Source organism: Pirellulaceae bacterium (assembly GCA_019636385.1).
Lineage (GTDB): Bacteria > Planctomycetota > Planctomycetia > Pirellulales > Pirellulaceae > Aureliella.
This window is the reverse complement of record JAHBXT010000001.1, coordinates 737,442-753,733: the sequence shown is the minus strand read 5'-3', so window position 1 is coordinate 753,733 and position 16,292 is coordinate 737,442. Positions and strand designations below refer to the sequence as shown.

Sequence of the window (16,292 nt, the reverse complement as noted above, 5' to 3'; positions counted from 1 at the left end):
AACCGGAAGCTCACCATCGCGAAGAAGGAGTGTCGCGTTGAGTCAAGTTAACACGAATCCAATTGGATACGGTATTGGCCGCACGGTGGACTCCGGCGCACGAATATGGCGGCGCCTGTTGGTGACTGCCGCGCTAAGTCCCGTCATTGCGGTGGGGCTGTTCGGTGCCTGCGCTTTTGCACAAGCCACTCCAGCCACTCGCAATTTGACGGACAGCACGATCCTTGTCGATGCGAACTTCGTCATGGGCTGGTTGGCTCATGCGCAGCACATGATCGAATCTGGTAAGACCGAAGCGGCAACAGCCTCGTTTGCTGAAGCCCTCAGAGCTCGAAAGAGTCTGGCGACACCTGAACCAACTGTTGAACGGCGCGCCCAGGAAGTTGCCCGATTGCTGGCCAGCCGGAATATCACACCAGCACAAATCACGGCTGCGGCCGCGCAGTTGGGTGCATCGCGTCCAGCGCCAGCCGTGCAAACAGCTTCAGCTCAAGGCCCAGTCGCATCGGCCTCGTCCGGTCAAACACAAGTTGACGGAACTGGAGTTGTACCAGGAGTATTTCAGCCGCAGCGTGATGCCACTTCGGTAGAAATGGCCAGAGCTCAATCGGTGGCAGCCGCAACCGATGTGTTGCCTGAGGCCAGCGGAGATCAACTCTACCAACGCGGCATTGAACTGCTCGGTCGTGGCGAACGCGAGCAAGCCCTGGAAATCTTCCGCCAAGCCTGGAATCATCAGGGTGAATTAGATCCCGCCATTCGCAGCGCTCTCAAGGACAAACTGGCCAGCTTGCAGGCCAGCGGCAGTCCCGAGTCCGTCGCCGCCAACGCGTTGTCGCCCCAAGAGCGCGCGCAACTGGAAGAACGGCAGCGGTGGATGAGCGAAGTGACTGGTGAAATTGCCGATGCCAAGCGCTTTCGCGAATCCGAGCCCTTGCTGGTTGCCGAGCGTCTGCAGATTCTGCGAACGCGAATCTCACAGGCCAATGTCGGTGGAGACTTCCGTCAGCGGATGTTGACGCACATCGATCGCGCGATCACCGAACATCAGGTGTACATGGATCAGAATCGGGCTACGATCGACCAGAACACTCGCAATAAGCAGATCAAAGAACAAATTAATTTGGAGCATGAACAACGCTACAAGATTGATCAGCAAATCGCATCGTTGGTGGAAACATACAACGACCTAATGGACAAACACGAATACATGCAGGCCGAGACGGTGGCCAAACAAGTTGGAGCTCTAGACCCAGATTCTACGATTGCTAGCCTGCTGATCGCCAGTGCCAGAAACGCCCGCCGCATTGGGGAGTATGAAGCGGTTCGAACCAATAAAGAAGATGGGTTTATTGACGCGATGCTGGATGTCGATCGGTCGGCGCGACCCGTGTCAGACGAAAACAGCTTCCAGTTTCCCAAAGGTTGGGAAGATATCTCTCGTAAACGGCTTGCCAGTCAAGATCGCGAATCGCAGCGCGGCATGTCCCCAGCTGAAGTGGCCATCTGGGAAAAGCTCAAGCAGCTAGTCATGGTCAACTTCGACCAGCGTCCTCTGCGAGAAGTCGTGAAGACTTTGTCTGATATGACAGGCGTTATGATTGTGTTGGATACACCGGGAATGGCGCAAGAATCTATTCAGCCAGATGAGTTGATCACTTTGGATCTGCCTTCCCCAATTCAGTTGCGCAGTGCTTTGGCCTTGATGTTGAATTCGCGAAATCTGGATTTCCAGGTGGTGAACGAAGTGTTGAAAATCACCTCCGTGCGCAATACGGCTCAGGCCAATCGCTCCATCGTCTACAATGTTAAGGACTTGGTGATTCCAATTCCCAATTTTGTCACCGATTACAACAGCGGTATGGCAGGAGCCTTGCGACAGGCTTATGAAACGATCAACAACGGTCTGGTTGCTCGCACGCAGCCGCGGTATGGATCTGGCGAGAATGCCCAGTTCGGTGCTCAATCACAATTGGTCAGCACATCGCTCAATCCCGATTCTCAAGTCTTAGGGCAATTTGGCGGAGCCAATATGCCTCCAGGTATGGGCGGCATGCCTGGTATGCCTGGATTGGGCGGTGGCATGAACATGCTTCCCGGTACAGGCTTTGGCGGTTCAGGTCCTGTCATGGGCGGGCCACCAATTATGGCGATGGGATCGCCCTCGCCAATCGGCGGTGGAGGTGCTGCCGCGGATTTCGCCAGCTTGATGAACTTGATTCAGCAAACGATTGAACCCGACAATTGGGCGGCCAACGGTGGTACCAGCACGATGTTGCAATACCCGGCCAATCTCTCGCTAGTTGTCAGCGCCCCGCAGACGACCCACGAGAAAATTGCCGACTTGTTGGAGTCGCTGCGTCGCTTGCAGGATTTACAAGTCACCATCGAAGTGAAATTCATTACGCTGACTGATAACTTCTTTGAGCGGATGGGAGTTGACTTCGATTTGCGAGTGGAAGACGGCAATCGTCGCATTCCGTCGGCTGAACAGAAGAAGGGTCGAACGGTAGTGGGCTTGAGAACCGGCTCGACGGCTACCAACCCCTTCCCGTTTACAGCCGATTTAGATGTGGCCTTCGATCAGAACAACTTTGATTCGGCGGTGCCTGCCTTCGGTGGTTTTCCAGGGGTTGCCAACGCTGGTATCAACATGGGATTCGCGATCCTGAGCGAATTGGAAATGTTCTTCTTCATGAATGCTGCTCAAGGTGACCAACGGACCAACGTCTTGCAGGCACCCCGCGTGACCATGTTCGATGGGCAGTTTGCTTCGATTAACGACACGGTGTCGCGCCCCTTCGTGACCAGCTTGATCCCCGTGGTCGGCGACTTCGCGGTAGCCCAACAACCAGTGATTGTCGTGCTCAACGAAGGCACGATTCTGAACGTCCAGTCCACTATTTCGCATGACAAGCGCAGCGTGCGTTTGACGCTCAATCCAACGTTTTCACAGATTGACAAGGTCGATACGTTTACCTTTGAGGGCTCACGTCGTACACGATCCACATCCAGGCGGTCCGGTGACAATATCTTGAACCCTGACGATGGTTCGGTGGACGAAGAAGATGAAGAAGAAGAAACCATTATCTCAGGTACCACGGTACAGCAACCGAGCTTCTCATCCACAAATGTGTCGACTACGGTCAGTGTGCCTGACGGGGGTACGATCCTATTAGGCGGAATCAAGCGTATGCGAGAAAGCCGCATCGAACGTGGTGTGCCGATTCTCAGCAAGATTCCCTATCTCAACCGACTGTTCAAAAACACCGCCATTGGCCGGGAGACCAGTACGTTGATGCTCACGGTAACCCCACGCATCATCATCCTGGAAGAAGAAGAGCAGAAGTACGGCGTTTTTGATAACTAGCAAGTCCCTGTCCAACGGGCTACTGAAGCTTCAATACTACGGTGGCCAGCGGCGGTAGCGTCAATTGCAACGAAGCCGGCCGACCATGGTGCGGTTGGTCGCTGGCCATCACACCCGGATAGTTGCCAACGTTGCTACCGGCATAGAACTGCGAGTCGCTGTTGAACAGTTCAGCGTAATAACCGACTTGAGGAACTCCCAGTCGATAGCCCTCCCGCACGACCGGCGTAAAGTTGCTGGCTACGACCACAAAGTCATTAGGGTTATGAGCCTTCCGCATGTAAGCGATCACGCTGTCTTCGGCACTCAGGCAGTCGATCCATTCGAATCCTTCGGAACTAAAATCAACTTGATGTAACGCAGGCTGCTGGATGACCAGACGATTCAGGTCAGCCACCAGACGCTGGATGCCGGCATGCGTCTCCCACCCCAGCAAGTCCCACTGCACTTGACTGTCATAGTCCCACTCGTGCCACTGCGCGATTTCGCTACCCATGAACAACAATTTTTTACCTGGGTGCGTCCACATGTAGGAATACAGCAGTCGCAAATTTGCAAACTTCTGCCACAGGTCGCCCGACATTTGGCTGATGAGTGACCCTTTGCCGTGCACGACTTCATCGTGAGACAGCGGCAGCGCAAAGTTTTCGGTAAAGGCATAGATCAGGCTGAACGTCAATTCGTTGTGATGAAACTTGCGATGTATGGGTTCGTGTCGCATGTACCGCAGCGTATCGTTCATCCAACCCATATTCCACTTGACCGAAAACCCCAAGCCGCCGCAGTTGGTGGGGCGACTGACTCCGGGCCATGCCGTGGACTCTTCGGCCAAGGTCAAGATTCCAGGGTACTGCGTATGGGCTTGCTCGTTAAACTCGCGCAGCAAGTGAATTGCATCCAGGTTCTCGCGACCGCCGTAGCAATTGGGAATCCATTGACCGTCCTCACGGCTATAGTCCAGGTATAACATGCTGGCCACAGCGTCAACCCGCAGGCCGTCGATATGATACTTGTCCAACCAAAACAGGGCGTTGGAAACCAGAAAGTTGCGGACCTCATTGCGACCATAGTTGAAAATCATCGTGCCCCAGTCGGGGTGTTCGCCCTGGCGCGGATCGGCGTGTTCGTACAGCGCGCTACCATCGAATTGCCTCAACCCGTGGCTGTCTTTGGGGAAGTGGGCCGGCACCCAGTCGATGATCACCCCAATATCATGTTGGTGACAGTGATCGACAAAGTACATGAAGTCTTCAGGCGTACCATAGCGGCTGGTAACACCGAAGTAGCCAACCGTTTGATAGCCCCACGATCCGGAAAACGGATGCTCGCTAATGGGCATCAGCTCGACATGCGTAAATCCCATCTGCTGGCAGTACTGGACAAGCTCGTGCGCGATTCGGCGGTAGTTCATCCAGCCGTGATGGCCTTCGGGGTCGCGGCGCCACGAACCCAAGTGCAGTTCATAGATGTTCACCGGGCGCTCAAGGGCAGGCGTGGCTGCCCGGCGCTCAATCCACTGCTGATCATTCCAAGTGTATTGGTCCAGTGACGAAACGATCGACGCCGTTCGCGGCGGTAGTTCGGCGTACCGACCGAAAGGGTCGGTTTTGTCGATTGTCGAACCGTCACGCATCTTGATGCGAAACTTGTATTTCTCGCCAACTTTGCAGCTAGGGACGAACAACTCCCATACCCCGGCGGGAATGTGTTTGCGCATCAAATGCCCAGTACCATCCCAATGGTTGAAGTCGCCCACGACTTGAATGCTCTCGGCATTGGGAGCCCACACCGCAAAATTGATGCCGCTGACTTCATCCACAGTGCGCGGGTGCGCACCGAGCTTATCGTAGATTTTCCAATTGCGACCTTGCCCGAACAGGAACAGGTCAAAGTCTGTCAATAGCGGTTTGACTGCGTAGGGGTCGTGCATTTCGATGATTTCGCCGTTCTTCGAGGCAACTCGTATTCGATAGTTTGAATCTTGAAATCCTTCTACTGGACAAATCGCCTCGTAGAAGCCCGATGGATGAACACGGCGCATCGGCAGGACACGTTGATGCTGACGGTCGACTAACCAAACTTGTTGGCTGCTTGGCATGTAGGCTCGAATCGACATGGCTTGCCGATCCGGTAGGCTCACAGGATGCGGCCCAAGCATTTGAGCCGGGTTGTCCAGCGTGCCTTCCACCAGTCGGTGAATGCCCTGCAACGAAAGCTGAGTTCGCACATCGGTCTCCATGGAAAAGTCAGTGTAAATTCAATCCAGTTGTAATTCAATTTGCCTGGCCAAGAATCAATTCTGGCTCAAGACTGACGGTCAACCACCGCCTCCGTGCGTCCGGCTTTGGTTCTTCAGCGTCTGACAGCGGTAGCTGCCAGAGGTGGATGACGAAATCATGTCCCCAACGCGGCTACAGAGGAACCGATCGACCCGTTAGCCGTCTGAATCCAGTTGGCAGCCATCTCCCACCATTGGGGCCGAACTGCCTGGCGACCTGGTTCACTTGCCGCTCGGCGTAACTGGCGATCAGCAGGCGGATTCGACTTGCGCGTCGCGATGCGTCCGTCACGACCGATGCGATAGGCAACGGCTCTGCGCCCGCTGCGTGTCACTTCGTCCATCGCCAAGTGGTCCATCAAATCCTGCTCGTCGGGTAGTTGACTATTCGGCAGCCGCTGCGGCAACGCTTGCACTAGGCCGGTATCGGCAAACGCGGTTCGTGAATTCAAGAGTCGACTGGCAATTTGGTGGTACTGCATCGCCGAATCTACGCGTTGCCACAAATCGGCGTTGCGAATCGTTTTGAATGAACCAAAACTCTCCCACTGATAATCCGACTCGCGCCAGTTAGGTAAGCCGAACCGCAGTCCACGATCGACGTAGCGACTGGTCGTAACCAGTTTGACGCGCGCCGCCTGCTCGAGCGCCTCCAGCCCGCGTACTACCGACAGCAGCGCAATGCGGTCGCGATCGATGTTCTGCTCCCAGTCCAAAGCTTCTAACCGCTCGGGGCCGTCCAGTCGTTCAAGAACGAAGTGCCAGCAGCCTGCACCCATTCCTGGGGCTCCGTCGCCTGCATCTGTGTGTACTTCCCGGCCCTGGAGCCTCAAATGCGAATCACAAACTAGCAGGTATTGAGACTGAGTTACCATCGGCTCACCTCAGAAAAGGGACATCAACTGGCTGGAAATGACCCGCCAAGCAAATCGTTCACACCCTTACGTGGCTTGGGCCGGTCGCCAATCCTTGGGTACTTGTCTTCGACGGGCCTTCCATCCGAAGCGGTTTGGAACGACCGCCCTGGCAGCGATTGTTCTCTGGCTCACTGAGCCCATCGGCTTCGGATATGTGGCTGTATCGTTCGTCAGGGGAGATTCCCTTACCAAAATCAGCCATTAAAATCTCCGCGACTGCTAAGGCCTTCCCATTGCTCAGGTTTTTCCGATAACTCAAGCATTACCCAGGCCGCAGGTCGCTGCTGGGAGTCCCTGCAACAAACGGGATCATGCAGCAACTTGGGTTGTGATTGATTGTGAATTGTTCCTGGGTTGGTCCTGCGTCCACGCCCTGGCGAGCGTAACTACACGGTAGCTGCCGGCGCGCAGACGGCGGTGTTCAGCTCGCCGCGCGCCCAACCTTAGGTGAGGCATGACTAACCGATAGCCGACACGGGCGGATCGGCTGGCCCAGAAAATCGGCTGGAAGTAAGATTGGTTCAAGATTTGCACCTGAGGACCGGTCTTTGCCAGGAATGCAGCCATGCAAGATAACACACTTCGCGTTTTTGGGAGGTTTCTGATGTACAGTAAGTCGGGTTGGTTGATTAGCGCCTCTGTCGTTTTGGCAGTGCTCACCGGGTTAGTTGTGCATCCCTGGTCGGGCCAGTCTAGTGGACCAAGCCAGGTCTACGCCCAGCAACTGCTGGATGCGCAAGCGGCTCAACAGCAAGCAATTGCTGGCGCGGACCAGTTATCTACCGCGTTTCGAACGGCTGCCAAAATTCTCAAACCATCCGTGGTGCAGATTAACGCTCTTGTAGATCAGCCACAACGCCGCCTGCGCCAACTTCCTCAGGGACAGTCGCCGTTTGGTTCTCCATTTGGCAACGACCTGTTTGACGAATTGTTCCGCGAGTTGGAAGGGCGGGGGCGTCGCCAGGTACCAATTGAACCTGAAGAACAGCCGGAGGGGCCAAAATCGCGGGTCCAGGCTGGAGTCGGCTCTGGCGTGATCGTTTCAGAGGATGGATTCGTTCTTACGAACAATCACGTAATCGAGCAAGCCGATGAATTGCAGATCCGGTTGAGTGATGGCCAAGAGTATAAGGCTGAAATTGTTGGCCGTGACCCCAGCAGCGATGTGGCTGTATTGAAAATCGACGCCACCGGGCTGGCCGCCGCCAAATTGGGTGATTCATCGGCTATTGAAGTTGGCGATTGGGTCATTGCCGTCGGCAGCCCGTTTGGACTAGAGCAGACGGTCACAGCAGGCATTATCTCGGCTACAAACCGTCGTACCGGAATTCTGCGAGGTGGCTTCGAAGACTTTTTGCAGACCGATGCCGCGATCAATCCAGGCAATAGCGGTGGACCGCTGGTCAACTTGCGCGGTGAAGTGGTGGGTATCAACACCGCGATCAACTCGCGCACCGGAACAAACGCCGGAGTTGGCTTTGCCATTCCCTCGAATATGGCGCTGCAAATCATGCAGGACCTGCGCTCGACTGGTCGAGTCGTTCGGGGCTTTATTGGAGCAGGCTTGGATGAGTTGACACCAGAGTCGGCTCGAGAATTGAAGCTGCCCAACAATATTGCTCGGGGCGCCATCATTCGCAAACTTCTGCCTGATGGCCCGGCGGCGCGCGCTGAGATGAAGGAAAAAGATGTCGTGATCGGCATCGGCAATCGCCCAATCACATCCAGCTCGCAACTCATGAATGAAATCGCTATGGTACGCCCAGGCTCACAGATCGAGCTTAAGGTGCTTCGCGATGGAAAGCCGCGCACCATTACGATCACGGTCGAGGAGCGCACCGAAGAGAAGATGAGCCAATTCAGCGATCGAACCGTTATCGAGGATTGGGGTTTGGCGCTAGAGACGCTGACTCCCGAACTGGCCAAGGAGGTCGATGTGGGTGAGGACTTAGAGGCTGGCGCCGTTATCGTTCAGTTAGACCGAACAAAGCGAGCTGCCAAACTCGGACTGCAACCGGCGGACGTCATCGTGGCCATCGATGGCAAACCGATCCGGACTGCCGCCGAAGCCAAGCAAGCTCTGTCGGAAGTTGGCAAGCAAATTAGCCTGCAAGCCCGGCGCGGACACATCGACATGTCGCTCACTCGGCCCGTACCGCCTAAGTAGTTAGTTCAGCGACTCAGTTCAGCCATCAACGGATAACGGAAAGACTCATCAAGTCAGTCGTCATCAGAGCGCACCTGGTCGCCTGCGGGCAGGCAATGCCAGCCTGCGCTCTCCTTGCCTCAGCGTTTCATAAGGGCCATTCCGGCACGCGAACCAGCGTACATTTGCACCGCCCAGTACAGGCGCGCAGTTCCGCAACCAGGACTACCGATACAAACCAAGACCGACTGAACCAGGAAGACTCAAAAAACACGAAGGGATGCCAGGCAGGCACTTTAACGCAGTTGTAGGCTGCTCGGTTTTCTTTGTGACTTCGTGTTTGATATAGCAATAGAGGGCGGATGGCACCATCCAGTCTTTGGCTGGATCCATTACTTGCGGTAGTCGAAGTTGCGACCGGTGATTTGACCTTGGCCCATCAGAACGCAGCGACGGACGGCGCGGTTGACAACATGCACGATAACATTCTCGTCGGGCGAGGACTGTTCTTTGCGGGCCCTTCGAGCCATAGTGGTACGTCTCCGGTAGGTGCAGCTGCCGCAGTTCAGCTAGGGTCCAGTGACCAATGCTAGCCGAATTGGTTTGATACCTTGTTAGACGAACGTGCCCTGGAAGTCTTTGACCGGCATTCCCAACTTTTTAGGAATTCGCTAACCGCTCGGCATTCTGCTGTGTCCCCTCCCCATTCTGCTGTGTCCCCAGAGGGCCCCATCACCAATACGGTGGCGAGGTTGCGCAACATTGAATCGATTCGTTAGCTAAAGAGGGCAAAAGCTGCGAGCAATCCCTGGTAACAACTGTCAGTTTTGTTTGCCATCCAAGGGTTAGCTTGAGTTTTGCCTTTTTCTCATCCTAGCGTTTCCAAGTACCGCAAACATGATAGCCAAACAAGCGGCGGCTGACCTGATTGACAGAAACAGCATCAATGGCAGAACGCGGGAGAGTTTAGCTGCCGCGCGTAGCGCGGTCAGCTTCAACAACTTGTTACGCCTTTGTACGAGCTAAGCTGGAAATAGCTAATTAGCTTCTTTCCATAAACCCTGGAACAAAAACTAATTGAGCTTTCTCTCTATAAGCTTAAACAAGATGTCCAGCCTTCGATTGACTCTTCGACTTTCGTTAAAAATTAATGAAATAACAGCAACAAACAACAGCATTGCCTGTGTTGCAAAATCAAACTTTACCGATATGAAATATGACAAAACGGGGAACCCAACGATGAACACCAGTAATGTGATCGCAAACTCCATTGGCTTCGTTCTGAGCTTCAAAAATTCGTCTCGAATACTCTGAATGTCTTTCTCTTCCTGAAGAGAAATGTTCGCCAGCAATAAATTGTCCTTGTTATCCATACAATTCCTTGTTCATATCCCATGTAGCATAACGACACGCATCAGCGGGTCGGCGCGAGATGCGTTGATTTCAAAACCGACCCGACCGCCGGCTCCGTTGCCTGTACGCCCAGCATGGGCGTGTACTTGTGGGGTGCGGAACTCGCAAGAGTTCTTAGCCCGCTGTGTTTAGGTCCGATTTTCTTATTGGATTCAGTATACCAAATGAACATCTCGTAAGAAACAGACGCGAGATGAGGGCAACTGCCGAAGGGCGACAGACCGTGGGAAGGAAGCCTGCGGGGATGATCTACAAGTCAGCACAGAATCGTCGCTGGACATCCCCACGCCAAGACCTGCCAGGCTACGAACAGAAACCGCATAAGAGATCGACGGCTCCAGACGAGCGTGCGCTCGCCATTGTGCTGTGTCCCCAGAAGGCCCGGCGGAGAAACACCAAGAACCGCAAACACAAATTGACTGATCTGATCGTGATCTGCATTTGCGCGATTATCTCGGGTGCTAGAGGTCCGACAGGCACCCGAGCGCTGGGCCAAGGGCAAGCGAGACTTTCTGGAAAACTTCTTGGAGCTTCCCGGTGGCCTGCCATCACGAGATTGTATTCGCAGGGTGCTCATCGCGCTTGAGCCTGAAGCGTTTCAGAAATGCTTCAGGCGCTGGCTGGCCTCGCACATGGAGCAAACGGAAGATGGTCAGCCTCGGCCTAATCGCCACCCGATGGCAAGACCTGTCGCGGCTCACATGATCGCTCGCAGGGACTGGGGCCGCTGCACATTGTGAGCGCATGGGCTAGTGAGCAAGGCATGGCACTTGGACAGATCGCTACGCAGGAGAAATCCAATGAAATCACAGCGATTCCAGAGCTACTGGAGCAGATCGACTTGAAGAACTCGATCGTCACCATCGACGCCATGGGATGTCAAAAGCAGATCGTAGCCCAGATCGACAAGCGACAGGGAACCTACGTGGTAGCTGTCAAAGCCAATCAGCTGAACCTATTTGAAACGGTAGAAGAATTGGTCTTTGATGTACTGGAGGGAGTACGGGAAGACCTGTACTGCCGCAGCCTCCAAACCACCGATCAGTCACACGGGCGGATTGATGAACGCAGCTACGCAATTATCAAGCTGAAGAAAGATTCGCCAATCAAGAAAGCCTGGCCCTCGGTCAAAGCCATCGGCTATGCGGTTCGCGTCAGTACAGATGCCAACCGACAAGAGACATTCCAGACACGCTACTTCATACTCTGGCCGGTTGCTGACAGTATCTGCGGTTGCCGCTGCCGTGCGCGGTCACTGGTCGATCGAGTCGATGCACTGGACGTTGGACGTAACCTTTCGCGAGGACGCCCAGCAGACCAGTGAGCGGGCCTTAGTCAACAACCTCAGTTGGCTACGACGCTTTGCTATCTCGCTACTTAAACGCGGGCAGAAGAAGAACGAGAGCATCGTCGGTCGCATGGAATTAGCAGCCTACAATACCGACATCCTCGAGCAAGTCCTTGGCGGGCAATGACTTAATTACGCGCTGGCCGTGGGTCGGGTTTCTGTGCACAACCTTCTTGTTCCAATCTAAAATGTCGTCAATATCTTTTATCTCGCTATGCACATGGTCGATCAACTCCGTGACTAGTGCTATCGCCCTAACCCCCGATTCCCCAGGACAAGCCAGTCCATCTGGCTTTTGCTCAAATTGTAGTTGGTCTGATTCGTTCTGAGTCATTTGCTTCGCTCCATTGTCAAACGTACGCCACTGCCCTAACTACCGATTCAACCAGAGGGCTACTGGCGTTTTAGCCTCGTTCAATCTCAACCTTTCGCCCCTGGTTAATCGGGGGTTCGTTGGACGACTCCGGACCGTGGATGTTGACAGGTGTGCGGTCGTTGCTTTTTGGGTGGCGCGGACGGATGCGCGGACGATCGGGCTGACCAATGGGCGCCGTTGCTCGGACGAATGCGCGGTGGGTTGCGCGTGATGATCGTGCAGGGTGGTCGCGCGCAAAAATGTTTGCTGTTGGCACGACGGTCTGCTACATTGGTCGGCATCGTTGGTGATGGAGGGACGGTCTCGCCGCTCGCCAACGAACAGGGGGATGAACGGGAGGGCTCGGCGGGGTCGGTCCTGAAGTCGTCTTCTTCTCCTCACCCGCCCGTTATCGCAATCGTTATCCGACAGATACTCGGACCAACAGGAGCGTCAATTTGATGGACAACTCTCTAGGCGATGCAGACTACTACGATCCGAAAGACTATGCTGGCTTCGGTACGCGATTGGTTGTCATGGTCATTGACTCGATTGTAATTCTGTTGATCGGTATCATGTTGTGGATACCCTTCCTAATGTTGGTCCTGGCTGAGGTCATTCAATCGGAACCGAGTGGCATGTTTTGGATTGCCTTTCTGCTGGCAATCTGGGTTTACCTTGCACCAATCAAGAGATCGGATTTCGGAACGATTGGATATCGACTATTTGGTATTAAACTTGTTTCTGCAAAAGGTGGACGTCCTTCGTTAGTCAGTATGACCATTCGGATGATGATGTGGATGTTTGGGCCATTCAATGTTGTGCTTGACCTACTATGGCTGGGTGCGGACACAGAAAGCCAATCCTTGCGTGATTGCTATTTGGGTACGTACCTCATAAATCGCAATGCTACTCCGCTTGGGCGTGCTTCAGTCCATTTGACACGATACAATGCCATGGGGTTTGCTCTTGCCTATCCGCGAGTTTGCCGCCCAAAAAAAGTCGCATAACAAACCGATGCAGGCGGAGCGGAAATGGCGTTCCGATTTTTCTCCAATATCACGATCAGTCGCGCCATTTCCGCTCGCTGATCGGTGGCGTTAGGCAGATAAGAAAATCTACATGATCACAAAAATAACAAATAACCCTGACTTCCTAGGGGCGAAAATTCCAGAACTGCCATGCGCTCCAAGTGAACTCAAGCGGTTCAAGACTGCTAGTTGGATTGTGCTCGCGTTGTCTGCTCTAGTTCTCACGATGGCTATAACGTTCGGCAATGCCTCTCGATCGTTCATCGATTACATGAATATGTTTCTCGCCCCGATTGTTGTCGTAGCCCTTTATGTTGTTGCATATGCGCTGCGGCGCTTTCGAAGAGCTTGCATTGCCTGGCGTGAACAGAAGCAGCCCAACACTTCAGCCTAACAAGCGGATGCATGTGCGGACTGGAAAATTGTTTGAAGACGAGCTGGGGCGGCTCCCGCCAGGGTAACTGTTAGCCAGAGGCCCTGTATCGAGTTTTGCAGCGTTGATATAAGGCGGCTTCCGCCGAAATTCAACGTTGAAGCGTAGACAGAAAGGTAGGAAGGATGAAAGGTAGGGACTAGCTACCCCGCCCTGAATGGTATTGAGCTCCGAAATCTTTGTTCCTGTCGGATTCTGCCCAAAGCATGTGCATGCTGAAAGGCAACACCGGTTATAGCGCCACGGCGAGCCATGATTCGGAGACCCGGAGTCGAAGGCCGATTCGCGCTACACATCACGTTTTCAAAGCAACCAGTTTCGACTCAAGCCAAAAAACTACCTAAAACCACATCAATCACTGGCTGGTTTTAACTCGTAAACTGACACATGAAGCGTATGTACCGACTGTGGAGATCGGCAGGGCTGAGAGTACCAAGGAAACGCAGGAAAAAGCGAAGTCAAGGCCAAGCGGTGAACGCCTGTCATCGGAAGCCAGCCAGCCAACCGAATGATGTATGGACATGGGATTTTATGGAATCGACGACGCTCCAGGGCACAAGACTCCGATGGCTCAATGTGATCGACGAATACACGCGGATGTGTCTGGCGATCAAGGTGTCACGAAGCATCACCAGCGAAGACGCGGTTGATACGCTGGCCGAGCTATTCTCGATGTATGGAGTGCCCAAAATGTTGAGAAGCGACAATGGGCTTGAATTCATAGCCAAAGCAATCCAGCAGTGGCTAAGCAGACTATCGATCCAGACGCTGTATATCGAGCCAGGATCGCCGTGGCAAAACGGAGTGTGCGAGAGCTTCAACGGCAAGCTCCGAGACGAGTATTTGCAACCGAGGGAGCTGGTTTCAGTGGCGGACGCAAGACTCAAATCCCGACAGTGGCAAGACGACTACAACAGAGTCAGGCCCCACAGCTCGCTGGGCTACCTGACCCCCAACGAGTTCGCCCCTCGCTGTGCTGATTCCGTTCCGTTCGCTGCGCTCGCTCCACTTCATCAGCACAGCGAACATTCCATTCCCTTACCTATTTCCTAACCCAATCTTTCATATCACGTGGTACAAAAAAATGGGGCAGCTCACATGCCGTCATTGATTATAGATGGCAGTTTATTACGGCATGAATACATTGGGGTTCAAGATGATTGAACTTGTTTCACTTTTGAGGTAGCGCGCAGACACCGGCACACGGTTGGATGTTGCGATTTCCGAAGGGCTAGGCACCAGCCCCGGTGTCGCCATTATGCTCGGCAAAGTGCTTGAAGTTGATTCCTTCGACACGCATGTGCTCGCGAACTGCATCGAACTCTCGCTTATTAAGCCTTGCTCCAATTGGGCCAACACGCAAGAAGATCTCACTTATGAACCGAAAAGAACTTGGTGAAGTAATCTCAGCTCGGAAGACAAAGCGAGGAAGAAAGAGCCGCATAAGCCAGAACGTTGGAGCAAACTCGATTCGACAGTCTGTCTCAACTCGGGTGAAAGCGACAGTCTTTTTGAGAAGTTTGCCGGCGATAACTTCCTCAAAGTAGAAGCAATTGCCTGGTTTGATGCCTTGGCCTTCTGTCCAGCGAAACAATTTGTGATCCGGATGCCATGAGAGGTACCGCTCATGGGACATGCCTTCGAAAAACTCGAATAGTCTACAAACCGGCGCGTGAATTTCGATCGAATCTTTCAGGATCATAATAAAATTCTGCGAGTTTTACCAATGCCTGACGACAAAGTTGACCGGGCGGCGGCCAACGACTTCCAATTTTGAGACCGCGTTCTTCCGCCGCTCCGGAGGAACGCCTTGTTCGCAAGACTGGTAATTGTGCATAACGACGTTCGTAGTGTACTCTGTGGCGAACGATACCGGGCACTGCCTCTGCTATTGCCAGACGCTGATGCCAATCCCGGCCCCGCCACATTGAGACAGGGTGCGAACTTCTCGGACATGACTTGCTGCGGGATCGACACCCGCGCCATCGACGGCAACAGCGTCTTAGAGGGTGTCATGCCTTGTCCGTCCTTACGGTTGCGGTTCCCTGTTCGCCTTTCAGAGCAGGCCTTGCCGGTCATTACACAACGGCCAGTGTCCGACATCTCCCAGCTTCAGCGAGCCATTGTCGCGAGAGGCTGTCGCGGGTCTCACGATGAAGGGTATCGTTCCCGGTCTCTGATTGGTGTTTGTCGCGATATGTCGTCGTGCCGTGACAACGAACACGCCGCAATTGGTTTTTTTTGTGTGAGTGATTCTGTGAACGCCACGGTTAACCGGGCCGCCGCCAATCAACATTGACTTCAGGAACGACGCGATCGGCCGCGCCGCGTCCAAGGCTTAGTTAGGTCCTAGCATGACGGCTTCATGAACTTTGTACTTCGCTCACGTGGCCGGCGACAACTCGCCACGCGCCGTCTGCCTCAATCGCCCAAACCCGTGTGTAACAAAAGGTGCCTTCGATCAAAGTGCCAGCTACCTCCACACTGAGCCTTGTGCGCAGGGAACTAATTGCAACATCCGGCCTTACGCAAGCAACACGAAGTTCCTCGGGCTGATGGCTCATGAAGCGAAAGAATCCAGTGCGATGTGCTTCGAGATCCTGGGCCTTCGAACCGAGTTGTCCATCATGGCCGGTGAAAAGGAGATTTTCTGAGATTAGGCTGTCTAAGGCTGCGACATCGCCATCAAGTTGAGCCGCTCGGATACGTGTTTCGAGGATAACGATCTCGGGAGCAGGCTGTCCGACTAGAACTGAATCTAGGATTTGGCTGTTCACGTCGTAGGTTTTGTTTCTTCCATTGTTCTGCGACGAGTCGATCATGTCAGCTCTCAGTGGCCTAACGACTAAGCTAACCCGGTTGCCGCGAACGAGCTTCCATTTCAAAAACCCGCCATCGGCAACTCGGGGTCAGCGTTTTGTTTCTGCGAAGGTGCTACTTCACGCGCGATTAGTTCCGGGAACTCTAGATCGCAGTTTACCAGTTTTCTTGCATTCTGCTT

13 protein-coding genes are annotated in these 16,292 nt (G+C 53.9%); 6 read left to right on the top strand and 7 right to left on the bottom strand.

Annotated features, from left to right (window positions below):
• The first annotated feature begins 37 nt into the window (after positions 1–37).
• Positions 38–3,370, top strand: coding sequence for a general secretion pathway protein GspD (locus KF752_02935; protein ID MBX3420491.1), 3,333 nt, complete (start codon positions 38–40; stop codon positions 3,368–3,370).
• A gap of 19 nt (positions 3,371–3,389) precedes the next feature.
• On the opposite strand, the gene glgB is transcribed toward KF752_02935, so the two are convergent.
• Complete coding sequence (glgB, locus tag KF752_02930) at positions 3,390–5,597, bottom strand: 1,4-alpha-glucan branching protein GlgB (protein MBX3420490.1); 2,208 nt, start codon at positions 5,595–5,597, stop codon at positions 3,390–3,392.
• 167 nt (positions 5,598–5,764) lie between these two features.
• Positions 5,765–6,523, bottom strand: coding sequence for a hypothetical protein (locus KF752_02925; protein MBX3420489.1), 759 nt, complete (start codon positions 6,521–6,523; stop codon positions 5,765–5,767).
• 646 nt (positions 6,524–7,169) lie between these two features.
• Here KF752_02925 and KF752_02920 point away from each other — a divergent pair.
• Positions 7,170–8,732: a Do family serine endopeptidase gene (locus tag KF752_02920; protein ID MBX3420488.1), complete on the top strand. Its 1,563-nt coding sequence runs from the start codon at positions 7,170–7,172 to the stop codon at positions 8,730–8,732.
• A gap of 371 nt (positions 8,733–9,103) precedes the next feature.
• On the opposite strand, the gene KF752_02915 is transcribed toward KF752_02920, so the two are convergent.
• Together KF752_02915 and KF752_02910 are read right to left on the bottom strand one after the other, a co-directional pair.
• Positions 9,104–9,241, bottom strand: coding sequence for a hypothetical protein (locus KF752_02915; GenBank protein MBX3420487.1), 138 nt, complete (start codon positions 9,239–9,241; stop codon positions 9,104–9,106).
• Positions 9,242–9,784: 543 nt separating this feature from the next.
• Positions 9,785–10,084 (bottom strand): hypothetical protein, encoded by a 300-nt coding sequence (locus KF752_02910; GenBank protein ID MBX3420486.1) that lies wholly within the window; start codon positions 10,082–10,084, stop codon positions 9,785–9,787.
• 498 nt (positions 10,085–10,582) lie between these two features.
• On the opposite strand from KF752_02910, the gene KF752_02905 reads away from it, so the two are divergent.
• Positions 10,583–10,864 (top strand): transposase family protein, encoded by a 282-nt coding sequence (locus KF752_02905; protein ID MBX3420485.1) that lies wholly within the window; start codon positions 10,583–10,585, stop codon positions 10,862–10,864.
• Positions 10,843–11,448, top strand: coding sequence for an ISAs1 family transposase (locus KF752_02900; protein MBX3420484.1), 606 nt, complete (start codon positions 10,843–10,845; stop codon positions 11,446–11,448). The genes KF752_02905 and KF752_02900 overlap by 22 nt, the downstream gene beginning before the upstream one ends.
• A gap of 100 nt (positions 11,449–11,548) precedes the next feature.
• Here the strand turns inward: KF752_02900 and KF752_02895 are convergent, their stop codons facing one another.
• Positions 11,549–11,806, bottom strand: a complete 258-nt coding sequence (locus KF752_02895; protein ID MBX3420483.1) for a hypothetical protein — start codon at positions 11,804–11,806, stop codon at positions 11,549–11,551.
• A 482-nt stretch (positions 11,807–12,288) separates the two neighbouring features.
• Between KF752_02895 and KF752_02890 the strand changes: the two genes are divergently transcribed.
• Together KF752_02890 and KF752_02885 are read left to right on the top strand one after the other, a co-directional pair.
• Entirely contained in the window at positions 12,289–12,837 is a 549-nt protein-coding gene (locus tag KF752_02890; protein ID MBX3420482.1) for an RDD family protein, read from the top strand.
• A gap of 841 nt (positions 12,838–13,678) precedes the next feature.
• Positions 13,679–14,344, top strand: a complete 666-nt coding sequence (locus KF752_02885) for an IS3 family transposase (GenBank protein ID MBX3420481.1) — start codon at positions 13,679–13,681, stop codon at positions 14,342–14,344.
• Between the two features lie 178 nt (positions 14,345–14,522).
• Here the strand turns inward: KF752_02885 and KF752_02880 are convergent, their stop codons facing one another.
• Both KF752_02880 and KF752_02875 read right to left on the bottom strand, forming a co-directional pair.
• Positions 14,523–14,993 (bottom strand): hypothetical protein, encoded by a 471-nt coding sequence (locus tag KF752_02880; GenBank protein MBX3420480.1) that lies wholly within the window; start codon positions 14,991–14,993, stop codon positions 14,523–14,525.
• A gap of 661 nt (positions 14,994–15,654) precedes the next feature.
• A complete protein-coding gene (locus tag KF752_02875; protein ID MBX3420479.1) occupies positions 15,655–16,113 on the bottom strand; it encodes a nuclear transport factor 2 family protein in 459 nt (152 codons plus the stop codon).
• Positions 16,114–16,292: the final 179 nt, after the last annotated feature.

Excerpts from the sequence above, each read along its gene's own strand:
- KF752_02875 (MBX3420479.1), bottom strand. The coding sequence starts at position 16,113 with ATGATCGACTCGTCGCAGAACAATGGAAGAAACAAAACCTACGACGTG.
- KF752_02885 (MBX3420481.1), top strand. The coding sequence starts at position 13,679 with ATGAAGCGTATGTACCGACTGTGGAGATCGGCAGGGCTGAGAGTACCA.
- KF752_02925 (MBX3420489.1), bottom strand. The coding sequence starts at position 6,523 with ATGGTAACTCAGTCTCAATACCTGCTAGTTTGTGATTCGCATTTGAGG.
- KF752_02910 (MBX3420486.1), bottom strand. The coding sequence starts at position 10,084 with ATGGATAACAAGGACAATTTATTGCTGGCGAACATTTCTCTTCAGGAA.
- KF752_02915 (MBX3420487.1), bottom strand. The coding sequence starts at position 9,241 with ATGGCTCGAAGGGCCCGCAAAGAACAGTCCTCGCCCGACGAGAATGTT.
- KF752_02895 (MBX3420483.1), bottom strand. The coding sequence starts at position 11,806 with ATGACTCAGAACGAATCAGACCAACTACAATTTGAGCAAAAGCCAGAT.
- KF752_02890 (MBX3420482.1), top strand. The coding sequence starts at position 12,289 with ATGGACAACTCTCTAGGCGATGCAGACTACTACGATCCGAAAGACTAT.
- KF752_02920 (MBX3420488.1), top strand. The coding sequence starts at position 7,170 with ATGTACAGTAAGTCGGGTTGGTTGATTAGCGCCTCTGTCGTTTTGGCA.
- KF752_02880 (MBX3420480.1), bottom strand. The coding sequence starts at position 14,993 with ATGATCCTGAAAGATTCGATCGAAATTCACGCGCCGGTTTGTAGACTA.